This is a genomic window from Prevotella sp. P6B1, assembly GCF_000702825.1.
GTDB lineage: Bacteria > Bacteroidota > Bacteroidia > Bacteroidales > Bacteroidaceae > Prevotella.
The window spans coordinates 1-19,661 of the sequence record NZ_JNKF01000018.1 but is presented as its reverse complement, the minus strand read 5'-3'; the positions used below and the strand labels follow the sequence as shown (position 1 = coordinate 19,661).

15 protein-coding genes are annotated in these 19,661 nt (G+C 45.5%); 9 read left to right on the top strand and 6 right to left on the bottom strand.

All coding sequences use genetic code 11. The features are described 5' to 3' along the window. Positions 1-4: 4 nt before the first annotated feature. The 6 genes from T495_RS0114630 to T495_RS0114605 form a co-directional block, all read right to left on the bottom strand. A complete protein-coding gene (locus T495_RS0114630; RefSeq protein ID WP_033149222.1) occupies positions 5-538 on the bottom strand; it encodes an ATP-binding protein in 534 nt (177 codons plus the stop codon). A 13-nt stretch (positions 539-551) separates the two neighbouring features. Continuing rightward, on the bottom strand, positions 552-3,098 hold the full coding sequence (locus tag T495_RS0114625; protein ID WP_033149221.1) for a glycoside hydrolase family 9 protein: 2,547 nt from the start codon (positions 3,096-3,098) through the stop codon (positions 552-554). 35 nt (positions 3,099-3,133) lie between these two features. Next, complete coding sequence (locus tag T495_RS0114620; RefSeq protein WP_033149220.1) at positions 3,134-4,132, bottom strand: LacI family DNA-binding transcriptional regulator; 999 nt, start codon at positions 4,130-4,132, stop codon at positions 3,134-3,136. A gap of 330 nt (positions 4,133-4,462) precedes the next feature. Next, entirely contained in the window at positions 4,463-6,562 is a 2,100-nt protein-coding gene (locus T495_RS15420; RefSeq protein ID WP_051652098.1) for a PP2C family protein-serine/threonine phosphatase, read from the bottom strand. 23 nt (positions 6,563-6,585) lie between these two features. Continuing rightward, a complete protein-coding gene (locus T495_RS0114610; protein WP_033149219.1) occupies positions 6,586-8,091 on the bottom strand; it encodes a succinate CoA transferase in 1,506 nt (501 codons plus the stop codon). A gap of 82 nt (positions 8,092-8,173) precedes the next feature. Next, on the bottom strand, positions 8,174-8,821 hold the full coding sequence (locus T495_RS0114605) for a hemolysin III family protein (protein ID WP_033149267.1): 648 nt from the start codon (positions 8,819-8,821) through the stop codon (positions 8,174-8,176). Positions 8,822-9,032: 211 nt separating this feature from the next. Here T495_RS0114605 and T495_RS0114600 point away from each other — a divergent pair, with 211 nt between their 5' ends. From T495_RS0114600 to T495_RS0114550, 9 genes are all read left to right on the top strand, one after another. Further along, positions 9,033-9,653, top strand: coding sequence for a hypothetical protein (locus T495_RS0114600; protein WP_028902327.1), 621 nt, complete (start codon positions 9,033-9,035; stop codon positions 9,651-9,653). Positions 9,654-9,663: 10 nt separating this feature from the next. Beyond that, positions 9,664-10,566 carry a hypothetical protein gene (locus T495_RS0114595; RefSeq protein WP_155993735.1) on the top strand — a complete coding sequence of 301 codons (903 nt, stop codon included), beginning with the start codon at positions 9,664-9,666 and terminating at the stop codon, positions 10,564-10,566. A gap of 13 nt (positions 10,567-10,579) precedes the next feature. Then, the gene (locus T495_RS15415) at positions 10,580-13,222 is read left to right on the top strand and encodes a hypothetical protein (RefSeq protein ID WP_051652096.1); all 2,643 of its coding nucleotides are present in this window, start codon (positions 10,580-10,582) and stop codon (positions 13,220-13,222) included. A gap of 12 nt (positions 13,223-13,234) precedes the next feature. Next, positions 13,235-14,443 carry a hypothetical protein gene (locus T495_RS0114575; protein WP_033149218.1) on the top strand — a complete coding sequence of 403 codons (1,209 nt, stop codon included), beginning with the start codon at positions 13,235-13,237 and terminating at the stop codon, positions 14,441-14,443. Then, positions 14,440-15,084, top strand: a complete 645-nt coding sequence (locus T495_RS0114570) for a hypothetical protein (protein ID WP_028902325.1) — start codon at positions 14,440-14,442, stop codon at positions 15,082-15,084. Before T495_RS0114575 ends, T495_RS0114570 begins: the two co-directional genes overlap by 4 nt. 143 nt (positions 15,085-15,227) lie before the next feature. Next, a complete protein-coding gene (locus T495_RS0114565; RefSeq protein ID WP_197018771.1) occupies positions 15,228-16,883 on the top strand; it encodes a transporter substrate-binding domain-containing protein in 1,656 nt (551 codons plus the stop codon). Between the two features lie 263 nt (positions 16,884-17,146). Beyond that, positions 17,147-18,415 carry a site-specific integrase gene (locus T495_RS0114560; protein WP_033149262.1) on the top strand — a complete coding sequence of 423 codons (1,269 nt, stop codon included), beginning with the start codon at positions 17,147-17,149 and terminating at the stop codon, positions 18,413-18,415. 3 nt (positions 18,416-18,418) lie between these two features. Further along, positions 18,419-18,802 carry a hypothetical protein gene (locus T495_RS0114555; RefSeq protein ID WP_033149216.1) on the top strand — a complete coding sequence of 128 codons (384 nt, stop codon included), beginning with the start codon at positions 18,419-18,421 and terminating at the stop codon, positions 18,800-18,802. A gap of 25 nt (positions 18,803-18,827) precedes the next feature. Next, the gene (locus T495_RS0114550; protein ID WP_033149215.1) at positions 18,828-19,370 is read left to right on the top strand and encodes a hypothetical protein; all 543 of its coding nucleotides are present in this window, start codon (positions 18,828-18,830) and stop codon (positions 19,368-19,370) included. Positions 19,371-19,661 lie beyond the last annotated feature (291 nt).

Below are 19,661 nucleotides of genomic sequence, written 5' to 3'. Positions count from 1 at the left end.
TTTGTTAAAATGGGACAAAGATGGTATCGCGTTTGTCAACTGGAATGCCCATGCCCGTATCAGCAATGGCAAACTGAACGTGCGTCTCGTTCTTGCTGACGGATAGCTTAATGAAACCCTCAGAAGTGAACCGACAGGGAATGAAAGCCGATTTGCGCTCATTTGCCTCAACGATATAGCTGCTAAGCGGACCATCATTATCAGCAGAGACAACTAATTGGGCATGGGAAAGCGACTGGATAAAACTCTCAAAATATCGATTCTTCTTGATCAGTCGTTCTACCAGTTTCTGGTCAACTGCAAAAGTGCGATGTTCGAGAAAGGCCGTCATTTCTGCCTGTCGAACTGTATTATCTATCCTCAGAGCAGTATTCTCGAGTGCCTGCATGGTGGTTTCGATAGTTTCGTCTATCACCACCTGTTGCGAAAAACGGACTAACAGGAAGATGACTACCCCATAGATTACAATAACAAATCCAGCCACCCAAAGTGTGAGCTGGGTGGTGAATGAACTGCGGATTCTATGGAATAAAGTCATTGATACTGCATACTTATTTAGGAGTGACAATATTCTTAAAGGATGAACCAAAGATGACATACTGTGTATTGCCGGCAATGGTACCCTCGTTCTGGCCCCAAAGGAATGGCCAGTCATCATAGTTCTCAAAATGATCGGGTTTGCGGAACAGTAAGCCAGGAGCCACATTACCAGGAATAAACGAGAAGTCGGCACGGTTGTTCCCGTAGAACACCTGCTTAGGACGAGCAGCTCCTACAACAGCCACAAACGAATAGTTATGATAAGGATGACAGCCGTAAAGCCAATTGGCGACACGATACACTTCGTCCTTTCTGACAATATCGGGGAAGTAAATATAAGCGTAGTTGACGGTGATACCGAAATTAAGCACCATGTTGACTCCAGCCCAGTTACCCAAGCCGATGGGTACGCCATAAGGATTCTGCTGATCGAAACTCTTGATATAAGCATTGTACTTTTCTACGTAGGGACGCAACTTCTTTTTGTAGGCCTCGTTCATATAGCGCACAGCATCAAGAGCGGTCTGCATACTAAATGCCACGTTGTGGTCGAGCGCCTTCCATATCTGTTTCTCAAAGCTAACAAGATACTGTTTCTCACCAGTAGCGCCATAGAGTTGGAGATTAGTGGCCATATCACCCTGTTCTCCTCCACCCAGCCAACTGAAGTCAGCCTCCATCTGGCTATCGGTTGCAGTTTTCTTAAGCAGTTCATCTGCTTCCTTCTTCAAACGCTTCGATTGGGCGAGCGCACGTGCCGCGAGCTCATCATTATAGCCCTTCAGGGCATGACTGGCGGCAGCAAACATGGTGGCTGCACGCTGATCGAGTTGAGGACTGCGGGTGGTGAAAGCCCACATATCATCGGGCGTTCCACTCCGTTTTCCATCGGCCGACACCTCATAGGGTTTCAGACTCGGATCGTAATGCAAGCCATCGGTAATCGAGGCCGCATCACCCAGATGATGATAATTATCCAGTACCGAATTAGAAAGTGTAGAAGCCATATGCCCAATCTGTTCTGCCTGAGCCACAAGGTTCAGTGTACCATGCTCTATAAACTGCAGGATATCGGGCACTCCATCAGGACGATGCAAATCCACATAGCGCTGCTGCTGGCTGACGAAGGTCTCATCGCGCTGAGGTTTGAAAAGCTCCCAAGTGCGGATAAAATTCTGTACCACATTGATGTTCGAACCTGTTTCTATGTCAAAGTCTCCAGCATCAAAGAATCCACCGACATTCAGTCCAGGAATCAGTTCCAAAGGCTTGTATTTGGTATCAGTGGTCTCACCCTGTCGGTGCAAATCGAAGTGATCGCTTGGTGGTGCCTGCAGATAGCCTTCCTTAAAGGGTTCGCCATGCCAGGTACGATAGCCCTCATTCACGTACATGTGGTTCATGTGGATAGGAACCCATACATCAGTAGTCGCATCAGTAATCTTATCATAAACGTGCTTATCGATAAGGAAATCATTACTTCGAGTGTTACCATACTGAATATAGTACACTCCTGGCTGACATACTGATGAGAAATCGAACTTCACATAATTATATTTATAATAAGGTCCCCAGTTCTTGACTTCCCCAACAAAGGCCTGTTCCGTTGTACCATCGTCCTTCATACGCATCAGAACTGCAGATGATTCGGGATGATCGTTCTTATCCAATTCGATAACAGCCACCTTGGGCTGTTCTGGGGTATAGCCTACTTGCGAGAAACCGATGTTGGGCTCACGAATCCAACCAGGAATAGCATAAGGTTCTACCAGCCACGTAACAACCTTTCCAGTTTTTCCCGAAGGCAACTCACTACGCAGGACATACCACCCATTCTGGGCAAGAACACGTCCATCGTACAATTTAAGTTCTGCATCACTACTGCTGATACTGACCATACGCTCAGGCTGGTCGGTAGCAAGCGTTATCTGATGACCTGTCTCTATCGGCAACGGATCAATAAAGCAATCGGTACCACGATCATCGTACGTCTTAAATCCCTTAAACTGGCGTGGTTTCTCGTTATTCGGACGGGTTATGGTCTGACTGGTTGCATAACGAGGCAGACGTCCCAACCGGCCATCTACACGATATGTCTTCAACCAATACTGAGAGGGCAGGAATTCCAAGTTAAAACCTGCCTCACCAGCCAACATCTCTGGCACAGGCTTATCAAGCCAAACGGCGATTTCTACGGCACGCCCCTTGGCGGTCACTACTACCCTACTATCGAAATCGTAGTCGTCATAGCGCATCACAACCTCTATACTTCCCTTCTCACGATCCACCTTGCGGGCAATAGTCTTGGGAACCAGATCCCATTGCTCTGGAGTGTTATTCAGGCGGACTGCACCTCCCTGAACGGTCCGGACTCCATGATGGATAATCTCTATTCCCGAATTCTTCTCATCATTGAAACCTCCATTGAAATCATTGCTGAAAACCAAAACGTTGACCCCTTGTCTTTCAAAATACTCACAATCGTTCAGTTTCAGGCCCTGTGCCTGTAGAAACACAGGTACAGTAAGCAGCGTTAATAGTGATAATAAGTTCTTCATAAACCCAGCGTTTTCTATTTTATTATTCTGATTGTTTATCGGGTGCTGTCTCTAACTTCAAAACGCGCTTTCACAATGACATGCTGTACACAAGTATCACCATTCATCTGATCGAACAGTAACTTGAAGGCTTTCAGACCTATCTCCTTCTGATTCTGCTTCACAAATGACACACGGGGCGATGCAACATCCGACACCCAGTCGCTCATATAGCCAATGATTGAAACGTCTTCAGGAATACGCAAACCTCTACTCTCTACAGCCTTCATAGCCGACGTGACCAATAAGCCGTGAGTAGCGATAATTGCATCAGGAGGTTCGGGTAAATCCAGCAGTTCCAATGTATCGGTCAATCCGGAGTTATAGCTAAAATAGTTACATTTCACCAGGTTCTTTCTGACGGGTATATTCCGTTCATGCAGCGCTTCAAGATAGCCATGCTTGCGATCAGAAGTTTGCTTCAGTTTGTTAGGGCCACCCAAAAAAGCAATCCTTTGAGCCCCTCTGTCAACAAGATAGTTGGTGATCTTACGAGCGGAATCAGCATCGTTGATAACGACCGACGAAATATCTATATCCGCATCTCTATCAAACAAGACAACTGGCATATGTATCTTTCTCAATCGCTGTATATGGGCATAGTCGGTTGTCTCTTGCGACAAACACATGATAATGCCCTCTACATGCATATTTACCAACAACTCCAAACAGTATTTCTCGTTTTCGTATTTATCATCCGTATCAGTAATAATGCACATGTAGCCTTCTTTTCGGGCCTCAGCCTCGATACGCTTCACGATATGGGCAAAATGATTGAACGAAACATCAGGCACAATGATACCTATCGTTCTTGTTGTATCATAACGAAGACTAACGGCAAATGGATTAGGACGATAGCCCTGTTCTTTGGCCAAATGCAGGATTTTTTGACGAAGTTCGGTACTGACTCCCTCCAAACCGCGTAATGCACGCGATACGGTAGAGACGTTTACTCCTAATAAATTAGCGATTTCCCGCTGTGATATCCGTTTCATCTGTAATATAGTTTTGTTAGCTCTACAAAAGTAACATTTTTACTCAAAAACAGAACGCAACAATCAGGAAAATGTTGCGCAACGGGTTGCGTAAATTACTAATTATAACGCCACCAACTTTCACAAGTCAATGGCGCTACTTCACTACTGTATTCAATGATATGCAATATAAATACACTATACTGTAGTATCATCAAACGGGCAATATCTAATATTCCTGTGTTGTAATCGTGCTACAAATTAAAGAAAAAAAAGCGAAACCAGGAATACATATGTACAAAAAATATACCGCAACGCGTTGCGGTATATTTCCTATATTTTAAGGTAAACTTATCCAACCTTCAGACACATCATGGTCAAGTCATCGTTAGGATCAGCTCCCTTACGGTGCTCCTCAACCTGACGTTTCAAGGTCTCAACCACCTGCATGGCATTAACAAATTTCGTTTCACGAAGCACATCAAGCATATGGTCGTCACCAAAACGAACCAAATCAGGATTCTCAGCTTCGTTCAGGCCATCGGTATAGATAAAGAGCGGTTTACCCTTGATGCTATCAATGCACTCGCCTTCGTACTCAATCCCCTGCCACAAACCGATAGGCGCATTTGGAATCATCTTGAGGAAGTTACCACCATCAGCATCACCTCCAAGTACTGGAGGATTATGACCTGCATTACAGAAATCGAGACGACCTGTAGTCAAATCCACCAGACCAATAAACATGGTGATAAACATGCCGTTCTCGTTATTCTCGGTCAACTCGTCGTTGATACGATTACATATCTCTGCAGGAGAATAGTGATGTTTTGCCATAGCACGGAACAGACGGATAACCTGTGCCATGAAGAGCGAAGCAGGTACACCCTTACCCGATACATCGCCGATAGCAAAGTAGAGATGATCCTTCTCCATGAAATAGTCGTAGAGGTCACCTCCGACTTCCTTAGCAGGAGTCATCGACGCAAAGAGATCCAATCCCTCGCTTTCCAAATTGGCTGCAGGAATCATCGACATCTGGATGTCGCGCGCGATACGAAGCTCACTCTCAATACGTTCACGGGCTGTTGTCGCCTCCTCCAGCTGTCCATAGGCTTCCTGCAACAGATTGAACGCCTTACGCTTATGAATCACATAGAAGCCCAAGAAACCTGCCAACAGAACAAAACCAATACCGAGGCTGATAAGACGCTGACGGAACATCTCGTGTCCACGTTTCTCTATCTCCCACTGACTGCGCTGCAACTCCTCCTCCTTCTGATGGGTCTCGTAGATAGTAGCCATTTCGGCTGTATCATCACGCTTTGACCAAACCAAAGCCGAATCATATGCATTGCAGATCTGTGTAGCCACATATAAGGCAGAATCTCTATGACCTGCACCAATATTAGCACGATACTTCGGAATGAGATACATGCTGATATTATCAAGTGTCATCTTCATGCCACGGAATTTTATCCAATGGTCGAGTGTACGGAAGTTCTTGGCAGCCTCATCATAACGATGCGCTATCATCAGATAGTCATTAGCATCCAATTGTCCCTGTTCAGTTTGAGCATAATCTGTTTTCAGGAAGCCTGCGAAAGCTGCTTCTGCCTCTGCATGACGACCTGCGTCATAAGAAGTCAGGGCATTGAACAAACGGATACGCGCACGATAGCGATCACAGAAATCAGCGTCAGCATCCGGACGCAAGCGATAAACATAGAGCAACGAATCGGTGCGATCATTCCACTTCTTACCCTCTTTATAATGTTGGGTATTAAGACAGGCTACTGTGATATTGTTAACACCGAGAATAGCTGAACGGATACGCGAACCATTGGTATCTTTCTTCGAAATTGAAGTCAAATAGTGATTAAAGGCATTCTCATAACTCTGCGCAGCATCCTTGTCGTGACCAAGATACATCTGTGCTGAGCCAATCACGTAATAGAGTACAGCCAAATCACGAGACTGAGCCTTATCACGTCCCTCCAATTTTTCAACGGCAGGCATAGCCACACGCAAGGTTGCTTCATAGTCGTTCTTAACAGAAAGCGATTGAGCAAGAGTTCTTGCCGCACGGCTATAGGGAATCAAATCCTTATCGTCCAAATGCTCAACGCTCAGCGCCTTCTTATAATAGACCTCAGCTTCGCCTTTTCTTTTCTGGCTATTCAAGGCCGAACCACGCAAATAGTTAGCTCTGACCATGCTGATATCTCCTGTTTTCTCCAAACTGTCTGCCAAGAAGAACTTGCGATCATAGTCTTTCGCGTTTTCAGCTTTTAAGATCATGCTGTCAATCAGATTCATCTTCACTGAGTCCTTAGCAGAGTTCTTGCCACTACCCTTCCAAGAGCGGTCATCCTTACTTCCACACGAAGCAACGAAGGCGATTACCAGGAGGACAGCTATCCCTAAACACCATTGTTTCAGTTTTCCCATTACCTTTTGTTATTTTTATTCTTTTATTTTAAATATTCAGCAAAGTCTGTCAGTTTCATGTCGCCCTTACGAGCCAGTGTGTCATGCATGGCAAATGCAGCTGTGAGGTTGTGTCGTGTTTGTCCCATCTTAGAAATTTTAAGGTAATCCCACAACAGCTGTTTATAATCGGGGTGTGCACAGTTCTCAATGATACACTCGGCACGTTGTGCGGGGCTCTTACCACGAAGGTCGGCAACACCCTGTTCAGTAACGATGATATTGACATCATGCTCCGAAGAGTCCTGATGGCTAACGAAGGGCACGATAGAACTGATGACGCCACCCTTAGCGATGGAAGGACAAGTGAAAATCGAGAGATAGGCGTTACGGATAAAGTCGCCGCTACCACCGATACCATTCATCATCTTCACGCCGCTGATATGGGTCGAGTTCACATTTCCATAGAGGTCGGCTTCGATAGCTGTATTGATAGCAATCACCCCCAGTCGACGTATCACCTCGGGTGAGTTTGAAATCTCACTCTGGCGCAGTGTCAGGTGCTGCTTCATATAGTCCATATTGTCGTAAACCTGCATCAGGCAGTCGTTCGAAACGGTCAGCGAGCAGGCAGAGGCATCCTTCACACGTCCGTTAAGCATCATCTCGATCACCGAGTTCTGGATCACCTCGGTATAGATATTGAAGTCGGGCACATGCTTATCCTCACCGAGGGCACCCAGGATAGCATTGGCTGTCGACCCCACACCACTCTGCAGAGGCAGGAACTCCTTGGGGATACGACCTTTGTGCATCTCCTCAACCAGGAACTCTGCTGTCAGGAAGCCAATCTTCTCTGTCACGGGGTCACTATCCTTGAAAGCACGAGCCTCGTCAGGGATGTTACACTCTACCACACCGACCACTTTGTCCTTGGGGATTGACACATAAGGAACACCGATACGATCGTTTACCTTTTCAATCATGATAGGCTTGCGGTAAGGAGGATCCAATGGTTCATATACGTCGTGAATAAACTTGGCATTAGGATTATGGAAAGCATTCAATTCCAAAATTACCTTTTTGGCCAAACGAGCTGCTGTGGGAGAGATACCGCCAGCAGCAGTCAGGTATACATGATAATCGTTACCTACTTCTTCAATATCACAGACTTCGAGGATGGCCCAGTCCACATCGCCATAAAATCCATAACGAAGCTCCTGTGCCATATGACTCAGATGAAGATCGTTATAAGGAATCTCACCCAAATTAACGTGCTTACGGAAATCAGGGTTTGTGGTATAAGGAGCACGATACTTGATCGCCTGAGCATTAGCCAGATCTCCATCAGTACTCTGTCCAGTTGAAGCACCAGTAAAAATACCCACTTTAAACTCGCGACCAGCCTCGTGTTCGGCAACCGCAATCTTAGCTAGTTCTTTTGTTGTTGCTTTAGCCACACCTGCAGGTGTAAAGCCACTCATAGCGATATTCTCGCCATTCTTAATCAGCGCTGCAGCCTCGGCAGCAGTCAAACGTGTATACGACATAATAGACCAAAATTTGCAAATTTGGGTGCAAATTTACATCATTTTGGCGAAACCACCAAAAAAACGGCTCAACTTTTAACCATTATAAGTACTCCATCAACACATCCCACACGGCAATGATGTGACAAACACTGCCTGCGAGCACAAAAAAGTGGAATACGGAATGCATATATTTGGTCTTATTCAAAGAATAAAAAACGGCGCCAGTGATGTAGCTAACACCTTCGGCAACAATCCAAATAACAGCTGCCGTTGACACCGAATCAATCAAAGGTTTGAAGGCAACAAGCACACTTAATCCCATGCCGACAAAGCAGAATGTTTCAACATTGGAATGCTCCTTTAAATGGATAAAACTGATGATTGTACCAGCAATGGCACAAGCCCATACAAAGCAGAACAGCCCCCATCCCCAATAGCCTTGTTCACGAAGTGCTACCAGCGTGAGAGGTGAATACGAGCCGGCAATATGCCAGTAAATAGCGGCATGATCCCATTTTCTGAGGCGCTCCTTCCACTTGGAATGATGTTTTATCGAATGATAGAGTGTAGAAGCAATGTATGACCCCAGCATACCAAACAAATAGAGAATGACGCCCCAGCGAGCCCAATTGTTATCGGTCTGAAAACACCAAATAAGAAAAATAATGCCAAACACCACACCCAGCAGGATGCCCCCGCCGTGCGATGACGCATTCCATATTTCTTCTTTTTTTGTATATCTTATCATAACACTATCTAATGAGATGGTACAAAGATAGTAACTTAAATTGAGACTTAAAGCCATTTTGCAACTTTTTTTAACTTTACACGGAAAAAAAAGGCGAATTATTTGGAACTTTCGGATATTTTTCATATTTTTGCCCCACGTATTGACCCCAAACTCAAAATATTACGAGACAAGATAATTCAGTTATTCACAACTTAAACAATTTCTAATTATGAAAGCTATTAAGATTTTCGCAGCATTATTCATGCTGTTTGCCGTATCGGCAAGTGTAGGTGCTCAGAACCTGAGCAAGGCTGACCAGAAGCTGCTCAAGAAATCTGTAAAAGAGTACAAGTCACAAGGATGGCAGGTCAACCCTGGTCAGTTACCTCTGGAGACTCAGGTTACAAAGGCATTTGAGGCCAGACTGGAAAGAGATTCTTCTGGCGGCGAGGCATGGATCACTGGTGAAGGCCGTAGCATAGGTACCATTTATGATGCTGCCAGAACTCAAGCCCTATCATTCTCAAGAGGCGAAATAGCCAACAAGTTGACAACCCAAGTATCAACAACTATTTCTGAAGACCTAGCCAACGAACAATATGGCAACGACGAGGCTGAATCTGTTGCTAAGACTATCATGGCCCGTGAAGGTCGTAGCGTCGATCAGTCTATCAAGCGCCCCATCACTCTAATGGAATGCTTCCGTAAATTGTCAAACGGAAATACTGAAGTTCTGATTATCCAGGCTATTTCGTCAGAAAATGTTGAAAAACTGGCCAAAGCCGCTCTTCAGAGAGCACGTCGCGACAATTTGCTGAAAGATGTCGAGAAACTTAAGAATCAGGAATAAATAACAGTATATGAAGCAATTACTCATACTGATCACCATATTCTCCTGGGCGCTATGCAGTAGCGCTCAGGAGAAAGGTAAAGTGAAAACGGTCGAGGCCAGTTATCTCTATGAGATACCCGCCAACCTTTCACTTGAACAAGCCAAACGTATTGCCCTTGTCAAGGCGCAGAATGACGCCATCGAGAGCGAGTTCGGCCTCACTGTGGGAAGTATCAATGTGACTGGCGTAACGAACATCAACGGTCAGTCGAGTACATCATTCCACTCCATGACAAGTGATCAGGTAAGAGGTGTATGGCTGGGCGATGTGAATGAGCCGAAATTCGAGCGCGTAATGGAAAACGGCCGCGATTTTCTGAAGGTGACCGTCAAAGGCAAGATCAGAGAATTGGTTGCCGCCGGCGTAGAATTCGACGCCAAACCCCTTCGCCGGCATCCTGACAAGGGAGACGAAGCCACCACGTTCAAAAGCGGCGACGACTTCTACCTATATTTTCAATCACCAGTCGATGGCTACCTGACAGTGTTCTTGTTTGATATCCAGAGTAATCAAGTTTTCAGCTTGCTTCCCTATCAGAGTTCAGGCATGGGGTCGTTTGCCATCACTCATGACAAAGAGTATTATCTATTCTCTGAAACTAAAGCTGGACCAGAAGATGGTGCTGTTGACGAACTAACATTAACCTGTGCCGATGAAAATACAGAAGAATACAACGACCTTTACGTCATCTTCTCACCTAACAACTATGCAAAAATCAGTTCTAAGGTAGGTCAGCAGAAACTGACTGACGCCTTGATTATTCCAAGTTCATTAAGTTACAAGGAATTTAATGCCTGGCTGACAAAATATCAGCAGAAGGACGAACAGATGCAGGTAAAGCGCATCCCTATTCGAATAGAAAATAACTAAAACAATAAAAGATATGAAAAAGCTTTCGTTCACCTTACTCATCATGATGCTACTCATTGGCTTGGCCGAAGCACAGGCCCAGAGACCGCAAAGACAACAAACCCAGCACCAGCGGGGCAGCCTGAGACAGCAGGTCAACAGCCGTCAGAAGCTGAATTACGACGATTTCGTAAAGGAAACCAACCGCAAGTACGAGGCTTTCCGCGACAGCGTGAACAAGAAGTATGCCGCCTTCATGGAAAAAGCTTGGAAGGATTTTGACATCGAAAAAGCTGTCGACCACCCAAAGGAGGACGATATCAAGCCTATTGAATACGATAAAAACCAAGATGAAGACTATCTTGAGGAGCTCCGTCAACAAGAAGAGGAGCAGAAATTGGCCGAAGAGCAACAGAAACGCGAAGCCGAACAAAAGAAACTCTTAGAAGAGCAGAAAAAGCACGAAGAGGAACAAGCCCGACTCGCTGCAGAGAAGAAGAAGCAGGAAGAAGAGCTAGCACGACTTGCGGCTGAGAAGAAAAAACAAGAGGAAGAGTTAGCTCGACTAGCTGCCGAAAAAAAGAAACAGGAAGATATCTTAGCCAAGTTAGCTGCCGAAAAGAAGAAGCAGGAAGAAAAGCAGGCCCAATTGGCAGCTAAGAAGAAACAACAGGAGGAAGAACAAGCCCGTTTGGCCGCCGAGAAAAAGGCCCGCGAAGAAGAACAAGCCCGCTTAGCTGCCGAGAAGAAAGCTCAGCAGGAGGAAAAGGCCCGTATTGCGGCTGAGAAGAAAAAACAAGAGGAGGAACAAGCCAAGCTATTAGCTGAGAAGAAGAAACAAGAGCAAGAGTTAAAGCGCTTGGCCGACCTGAAAAAGAAACAGGAGGAGCAGCAAAAGGAACTGGAGAAACTGCAGAAGAAAGCCGAGTTGGCCAAACTGTTAGCAGAGAAGAAGAAGCAGGAAGAGCAGGAGCGTCAGGCTCTCGCCAAACAGAAGGAGCAAGAGCGTCAGCAGCAATTGTTGGCCGAGAAACAGCGCAAACAAGAAGAACAAGCCCGACTTCTGGAAGAAAAACAGAAGAAACAAGAAGAGAAGGCTCGTCTGTTAGAGGAAAAGCGCAAACAACAAGAGGAGAAAGCACGCCTATTGAGCGAACAGAAGCGCCAACAGGAAGAAGAGCAGGCTCGTTTAGCTGCCGAAAAGAAAAAGCAGGAAGAGGAGCAGGCCCGCATAGCCGCTGAAAAGAAAAAGCAGGAAGAAGAACAGGCTCGCATAGCTGCCGAAAAGAAAAAGCAAGAAGAGGAGCAGGCCCGCATAGCTGCCGAAAAGAAAAAGCAGGAAGAGCAGGCCCGTCTGCTGGCAGAGAAGAAACGTCAACAGGAAGAAAAGACCCGCTTGTTAGCTGAGAAAAAGAAGCAACAAGAGGAGAAGGCCCGTCAGCTGGCTGAGCAAAAAAAGAAACAGATAGAAAAGAAGAGTAAGCCTATCGAGGCTGTTGTAGTACCCGTGGTTGTTGAAGTAAAGCCACAGCCAAAGCCTCAGCAGCCTATCGTCGAGAACGACGAAGCCACAGCCACCAGCAGCTTTGAGTTCTACGGTACCCCAATGAAGGTTCGCTGGGGTAACGCCAAGCAGTTCAAACTGAAGGGCACCGGCAAAAAAGAGCTTTCAAATGCCTTCCTTGAACTCACAGCCAAGGGGTATAACAACCTCGTACACGACTGTTTGGAGCTCCGCAAAGAATACAAGCTATGTGACTGGGCATATTATAAGATGTTGCAGAAAATCTCAGAAGAGGCTTGCGGGAAAGGCACTAACGAGGCTGTATTCATGCAGGGGGTACTCATGAACCAGTCGGGATATCAGATTCGCTTTGCCCTCGAGGAGGGTAACAAAATGCATCTCATGACCAGTATGGATGGTTTCCCCTACGATCGCAACTACCTGATTTCGGATGGCAAGATATTCCACCTGATGGATGGTTGCAAAGCCAAGACACTGACCGTTTGCGATGCAGCCTTCCCTGGCGAACAGAAAATGGGTTTAGGCATTGCCGAACAGCCCGAATTGAAAAAGAATCTGGGTGAGCAGCGTACCGTCATCTCACGCTTTGTAAACGTAAAAGCTGACATGCAGCTCAATAAAAACCTGATAGATTTCTACAACGACTACCCCACGTCGTACGACGGCAAGGACATGATGACTCGCTGGGCTTACTATGCCAATACCCCAGTAGCTCCTGAAATCAGCGAGAAAGTTTACCCACAACTCAAACAGCAGTTGGGTAGCCTACCCAAACTCAGAGCAGCCAACATGTTACTCAATTGGGTTCAGATGGGACTCACCTATGGTTACGACGACAAGGTTTGGGGTCACGACCGCGCCTTCTTTGCAGAGGAGACACTTTTCTACCCATTCTGTGACTGTGAAGATCGCGCTATCCTGTACACCCACTTAGTGCGCGACCTGCTCGACCTCGACGCTGTACTGGTTTACTACCCAGGCCATCTCTACACCGCCGTTTGTTTCAATAACGAAGAGGTTGCAGGCGATTATATTATGGTCAACGGCAGAAAGTTCACCGTGGCCGATCCTACTTATTACAATGCCAACGTGGGGAAGACCATGAGTAAGATGGACAACTCCAAGGCAAAAGTCATCCTTTTGAAGCGATAAAACCAACAGCCCATGAAGGCCATTTGGAAACGCATAACAAGCTGGATACACCAGCATCTGCACCTCGTCACACTCTCCGTGCTCACGAGCACCGTCATTATCATCTTCACCTACGTGATGGGCAACTCGGGCTATCCTCTGCCGGGTGAGACTGGTGCGCTCAAACAAATAACCGACTACAAGAAATTCCTCGGTATACAGATTGGTCAGATCCCCGACAGCGTTCTGATGATTAACGTGTGCTACGACAAGATGCTTGTCCCCTACACCGAGAACGAGGTTCCTGTAGGTAATACCATCATTACAGATCGCGGCAAGTTACTGGAGTTTCTCACCAAAGCTAAGGCTGCCAACAACTATCGTTACATCTTTATGGATGTATTCTTCGAGGAAGGCATGGAGACTGAATACGACTCGGCACTCTTCAGCACCATCCTATCGATGGACCGCTTGGTCATCCCAAAGCACAAAGGGGCAGTCATGTGCGACAGCAACCTTTACAGGAAGGCCTCAAATGCCGACTATGCCACTACATGGCAGGCACTCACTTTCTCGCGTTATCAATACATACACGACGATGATGAGTCGGTAGCCCTCAAGATCTATCAGGACCGTTGCGGCTCAACTATCAAGCGGCACTGGGGCGGACTATGGTATACCGACAACGGACGCCTATGTCAGAATAGTGCTACGCTTCTGCTACCTATCCGTGTGACAGGCAGTCTGCTTGACGAGGAAGGGCAAGCACGCGAACGCAACTATATCTATCTGAGCGCCGACATGCTCGATCTCGACGAGATGGGCGTAATGTCGGTGAGCGAACAAATAGATGACAAGCTGGTTATCATCGGCGACTTCAAGAGTGATGTTCATTCCACATTCCTTGGTCCACAGCCAGGCTCCAGCATTCTGTTCAATGGCTACATTGCCCTGACTCAAGGCGCCCATCTTGTCAACTGGACCTACATGGCAATCCTGTTTGTCATCTACATTATCATTGGTCTATTCTATCTCTCGGGACACTCATTCTCATCAATGGTCATGAATCCCTGGCTCAGCATCGTGCTATCGTTTGCCAGTACAGCCACAGTGTTCCTGATTATCGCTTTGGTAGCCAGCTGGTTCGACTTAGCATTCAACATGTGGGTTCCTACCACTGTCTACTCTCTCTACGACACATTTATGCAGAAGTATAACATCTATAAAAACAAGAAGAAATGAAAAGATTACTCTTACTCACATGTCTGGCCTCGTGGCTCAGCTACGCCAGCGCCGACAACTACAAGGTGCTCTTCATCAACGATGCTTCACTCACCTATAATAACGGCAAGAAAGTGAAAGTGGGCGACACCTTCAGTGATGTGAACGCCATTAAGTGGGCAAAGGACAAACAGGCCGTGAAGGTTTTCAACCTCACAACCAAGAAACAGATGCTCATGCTGGGCAAACAGTACATACGCAAAACAGGTATGGAGGCACTCATCAGTAGTAAGCGGCTGTCGACTAACGACTTTATGGATACCAGCGATGCGCCTAAGACTATCTATGAGAAGTTGGGTAGCGTTTTTGAAAGCCAATACGACCTGCTCGATTCTATCGAGTTACCTGCCGAGGTAGAACTGAATGAAAAGTGCTATTTCCAGGCTACCTATAAGTATGGCGACACCATGCTCACCAAGAAGCTGAAAAGCAAGAATGGCAACACGGTGATTCTCGACAAATCGATTTTTGAAGTCGATGGTCGCATGCTGGGACCTCGCGATGTCACCCTATCTATTGAATACGTAAACACCGACTCGGGCCTGCCCATCTTTGTAAAGGACGGCATCGAAGTTACATACATCCCTGACGTCATCGAATAAAGCGTGCGAGAAATGAAATAAATGTGCTGCACGCGATATTGCCTGTAGCACATTTTTACATTTTATCTTAGAAATTTGAGACTTCCAATTTTTATTCTTATCTTTGCACCCGAAACGAGAGAGAGAAAGGAATGACCATTCACATGACGAATAGCAAACTAACTACCCATCGGCTGATACTACTATTAGCTATCAGCGTCTCTACTTTGGTTGCCCATGCAGCCAAAGATCAGAAATACACATTCAAGCAGCCCATAACCATAGGCCTTGATGCCAACTATGCCCCCCTACAATCAGTGGGGCGTGATGGGAAACCACGTGGCTACGATGTTGACTTTACCCACGAACTGATGAGTCGTCTCGGGTTAAAGTTCTATTACGTGCCCGCATTGTGGGGAAAGGTTGCGTCCGACGTACTGAACGGTGAGACAGATCTGGCCATGATGGTCTATTCGCCTTATCGCAAAGACAGCATCCACTACTCCCACCCCATCTTCCGTCTGTATTATCAGGTGGTATATCGTAAGTCAGATTACAAAAAATTTGACTTCCGTAACCTGAAAGGCAAGACTCTTGCCTTTCTCAATTCACGTCCCATTACAGAGTTGATTAAACGTGAAGGCGGCAAAAGCGTGCGTGTCTACGACTTAAACGAGGCTTTTCAGAATCTGGCCATCGGCAAATATGATGCCATCATCTGCTATAGTTACCAAGCCAAGTACTTTATTCAGCATTACCACCTGAACCAACTACAGGCCGAAGAAATCTCCATGCAGCCACGCGAATACTGCTATGTAAGCCACAATAAAGAACTGATTGACGCCATCGATCAGGAGCTGGACAGAATGGAGGCCGCAGGCATTATCGACAGCATCTATGGCGACAACTTCAAACATAGCGTAGAAACACGTGTTCCCCAGTGGATGTGGTATCTGCTGTTTGCTGTAGGAACTCTGTTCCTAATTCTCTACACAGGTATGATGTATCGTTCTCGCCGCAAATTAAAGTTGACCAATGCGATGCTCGAAACCAACTATAAGATTTTGGAAATGAGCCATGAGGAACTGCTTGAAACTAACCACCAACTGATTGCAGCCAGTGAGAAAGCCGAGGAATCAGCCAAGATGAAACAAAACTTCATCAAGCAGATATCTCACGAGATACGTACACCTCTGAACATTCTGAGCGGCTTCACTCAAGTTATCACCACCCCCGACATGGACCTGAGCAACGAAGAAAAAAAACAAATAGGTCATAATATCATTGAAAACACCAATCGTATCACCCGTTTGGTTAACCGTATGCTGGAACTGAGCGAGGCTGGAAGCCGCAGTGTGATAGAGCGCAACGACGAGACAACAGCGGCAGACATAGCCCGAAGCGCTGTCAGCACCAGTTGCATAAGCGACGCTCAAGGTCTATCATTCAATATGAACATAACACCCAAGGCCGAGACCATCAGAATCAAGACTAATATAGAATCGGCAGTTAGTGCACTAAGCTGTCTGCTGGATAACGCACAAAAATACACCACAAAATCGTCAGAAAGACGAGCATCGCTCAATGTCAGAGTGACACCCGAAAATATAGAGTTCGCCGTTGAAGATACCGGAATAGGCGTACCTGCCGAAGAGGCCGAACATATTTTTGAGGAGTTTGTACAGCTTGACGACTATTATGACGGTACAGGTATCGGACTCAGCGTGGCGCGCAGTCTGGCGCGCCGCATGGGGGGCGATGTGGTACTCGACACCACATACTCACCCGGTGCCCGGTTCATTCTCACACTTCCGAGATAAGAAAAGTGCTGCTGATATAAAACCAACAGCACTTATTGCTTTTGAAGAATCTTGGTACCCAGACCCGATACACAACCCTGCAAAAATCTGAAAAAATGAGAAACAAAAAGTATTGATTTTCAGTGTTTTACATTTTTAATGTTTTCACTTAGTTTCTCCAAGGTGTACTATTTTAGATTATTTAGTACACCTTATAGTACACCTTTTGAAAATATTTTTTAACTTTGCACCAGAAAAAGAAACCAAAAGATAAAAAGTTAGTTATGGCAAAGTTAGAAAACAAGACCAAAGACAACCCAAGGTTAGAGCAAAGGTTGTTATCAGACGGACAAATAAGCCTCTATCTGGAGTATTACTTAGGTAGAGAAAGCGAGCCTGTATTGGATGAGTTTGGCGATCCTGTATTGTATGAGAGTGGCAGGATGGCAGGCACGCCCAAATTTAAGGTTAAGCATATCAGAAGAAAAGAAAACCTAAATTTATATTTGGTTGCAAAGCCCAAAAGCCCGATAGACAGAAACCACAACAAAGAAACCCTATTATTAGCAAAGAAGATAAGACAGGAGAAAGAACAAGAGTTTCTGGAACAAGAAAACGGCTATAGGTTACAGAAGAAAGTCAAGATCAACTTTTTGGAGTATTTCCAAGAGTATCTGGATGCATACACCAAGAAAGATGTTAGAATGATACAGATGGCCTTACAGCGTTTTAAGGACTTTCTAAGAGATACACCAGAGTACACCAGATATAAAACAGAGATAAGACCAGAACAGATAAATAGTGAAATGGTTGAGGCTTTCACAGAGTATCTGCAGAGTAGGAGTAGTGGAGAGGGGGCTAAAAGCATTTATCAGCGTTTTAAGAAAGTGTTTAAGAGTTGTGCAACAAAGTGCAATATAAACTACCAAAGGCCTTTTGTCGATAGCGAGGGGAAAACCATATCAATAATGGTGGATGAGGGCGTTTTGGTTAAGGACTTTCTAAGCCCAGAAGAAGAAAAGCAGCTGATGGAAACCCACTATACAGGGGAAAACAAAGAGATCAGAAACGCTTTTATCTTTTGCCTGTACACAGGTATGCGCTTTTGTGATATTAAAGAGTTGACCTTTGGAAACTTTGACTTTGCCAACAGAGTGCTAATTTATGAACAGAACAAGACCAAAGGACACAGCAAACACAGCAGCGTTTCTTTACCCCTTACAGATGGCCTGTTGGCTTTGATTGCTGACAAGATGGAGGCGGCAGAGAAAAACGCCTTAGTGTTTGATCTACCAAGCCATACAATGTGCCTTAAAGCCCTAAGGCGATGGACTAAGAGAGCGGGGATTGATAAACATATAACGTGGCATTGTGCAAGGCACTCTTTTGGTACTAATATGGCAGCAACAGCAGCCCAGAAAGGCTTTAGTGTGAGAGTTGTACAAGAAATGATGGGACACAGCAACCTAAGATATACAGAACGCTATACAAGGGTTGTAGACGAACAGAAAAAGCAGGCGATGGCAGAACTTAGCAAACTGATGGAGGGTTAAGGTATGGAGAAAAAGAAACAAATCGGCTACCCTGTAGATCTGGATCTTAGTAAATGTGAGGTTAGATTTTGGGTTGATGGTGATTGTATGGATGCACCAGAGGCACCAATAAGGCTAAAAGATGGGCAAAAGCTAAAAGTACACGAGTTAGAGTGTGATGATGGCGTTTTCCATATCTACAGGCATATTGAGGAAATGAGAGGAAAGGTGTGTGCAATAGTATCAAGGCAAAATGGAAAGCGGTATTGTGTAGTAAAAGAGGTTGTAGGACTTGATGAGTTAACAGGCTGTTTGAGGTTGGTTTTTTACAACCCCAAGAAAACAGATGTTTACTTAAAAATGGATGCAATAGAGAGAGTATATATTGTGGATGGTGTAGAAGAATAAAACAGAATAAAAGGAGGGTGTTAATATGGAAATATGGCCTATAGACTTTAATAAATCACTAAGAGAAATAAACGAGTGGTTTGATGGTTGGAAAACAGAGAGGTTTGGCGGTGATAGCCTCAACCCAGAGAGATACTATGAAACAACCCCAGATGAGGGTGGCCGTTATCTATATGGCGTGGCAGAGGGGGAAAGCCTCAACGATGAAAAAGCAAAAGCCGATAAGGTTTTGGAGTTGCTTTTGAGAATTAAGCAGATAAACGACAAACTAAGCGGCAAAGCACTTTCACTGCATTTACAATGGAAAGAGCGAGAGCAGCTAAAAAGTGAGCGAGAAACACTTTATAAAGAGTTTCTGGATGAAGTACAACCAGAGCCAGAGAAAGCCGCCCCAGAGCCTCAACAAGAGGAAACTAACAATGTTATTTTGCCAGATTTATTAAATAACGATGAGGCAAAAAGATACTTTAAAAAGGCTATAAATATAGGGCTTATAGATGCAAATTATAAATGGCTTAAAGGTTTTCAACTATTAGCTGATAATATCGGCGAAACGGTACCATCGTAGCGCTTGAATCGGTACCACCGTAGCGCACCAATCGGTACCACCATAGCACTCCAACCGGTACCAGCGTAGCGCACCAATCGGTACCGCTGTAGCGCTCGAATCGGTACCAAAAGTTCATTTCGGTTCTGCCATTGAAGTTAAATTACTATCTTTGCCGAAGGAAATACAAAACCTTTAGCGAGATATGGCAAACCAAAATGTAACAATGAGCAAGTTAAAAAGAGCATTTCAAATGCTGGCGGCAAGCATCCCACACCGCGAAATCTGTGGACAACTGCACATGGGACGTGG

What these genes read in the sequence shown, in the direction of transcription:
- T495_RS0114630 (WP_033149222.1), bottom strand. Translation starts at nt 538, where the DNA reads ATGACTTTATTCCATAGAATCCGCAGTTCATTCACCACCCAGCTCACA.
- T495_RS0114625 (WP_033149221.1), bottom strand. Translation starts at nt 3,098, where the DNA reads ATGAAGAACTTATTATCACTATTAACGCTGCTTACTGTACCTGTGTTT.
- T495_RS0114620 (WP_033149220.1), bottom strand. Translation starts at nt 4,132, where the DNA reads ATGAAACGGATATCACAGCGGGAAATCGCTAATTTATTAGGAGTAAAC.
- T495_RS15420 (WP_051652098.1), bottom strand. Translation starts at nt 6,562, where the DNA reads ATGGGAAAACTGAAACAATGGTGTTTAGGGATAGCTGTCCTCCTGGTA.
- T495_RS0114610 (WP_033149219.1), bottom strand. Translation starts at nt 8,091, where the DNA reads ATGTCGTATACACGTTTGACTGCTGCCGAGGCTGCAGCGCTGATTAAG.
- T495_RS0114605 (WP_033149267.1), bottom strand. Translation starts at nt 8,821, where the DNA reads ATGATAAGATATACAAAAAAAGAAGAAATATGGAATGCGTCATCGCAC.
- T495_RS0114600 (WP_028902327.1), top strand. Translation starts at nt 9,033, where the DNA reads ATGAAAGCTATTAAGATTTTCGCAGCATTATTCATGCTGTTTGCCGTA.
- T495_RS0114595 (WP_155993735.1), top strand. Translation starts at nt 9,664, where the DNA reads ATGAAGCAATTACTCATACTGATCACCATATTCTCCTGGGCGCTATGC.
- T495_RS15415 (WP_051652096.1), top strand. Translation starts at nt 10,580, where the DNA reads ATGAAAAAGCTTTCGTTCACCTTACTCATCATGATGCTACTCATTGGC.
- T495_RS0114575 (WP_033149218.1), top strand. Translation starts at nt 13,235, where the DNA reads ATGAAGGCCATTTGGAAACGCATAACAAGCTGGATACACCAGCATCTG.
- T495_RS0114570 (WP_028902325.1), top strand. Translation starts at nt 14,440, where the DNA reads ATGAAAAGATTACTCTTACTCACATGTCTGGCCTCGTGGCTCAGCTAC.
- T495_RS0114565 (WP_197018771.1), top strand. Translation starts at nt 15,228, where the DNA reads ATGACGAATAGCAAACTAACTACCCATCGGCTGATACTACTATTAGCT.
- T495_RS0114560 (WP_033149262.1), top strand. Translation starts at nt 17,147, where the DNA reads ATGGCAAAGTTAGAAAACAAGACCAAAGACAACCCAAGGTTAGAGCAA.
- T495_RS0114555 (WP_033149216.1), top strand. Translation starts at nt 18,419, where the DNA reads ATGGAGAAAAAGAAACAAATCGGCTACCCTGTAGATCTGGATCTTAGT.
- T495_RS0114550 (WP_033149215.1), top strand. Translation starts at nt 18,828, where the DNA reads ATGGAAATATGGCCTATAGACTTTAATAAATCACTAAGAGAAATAAAC.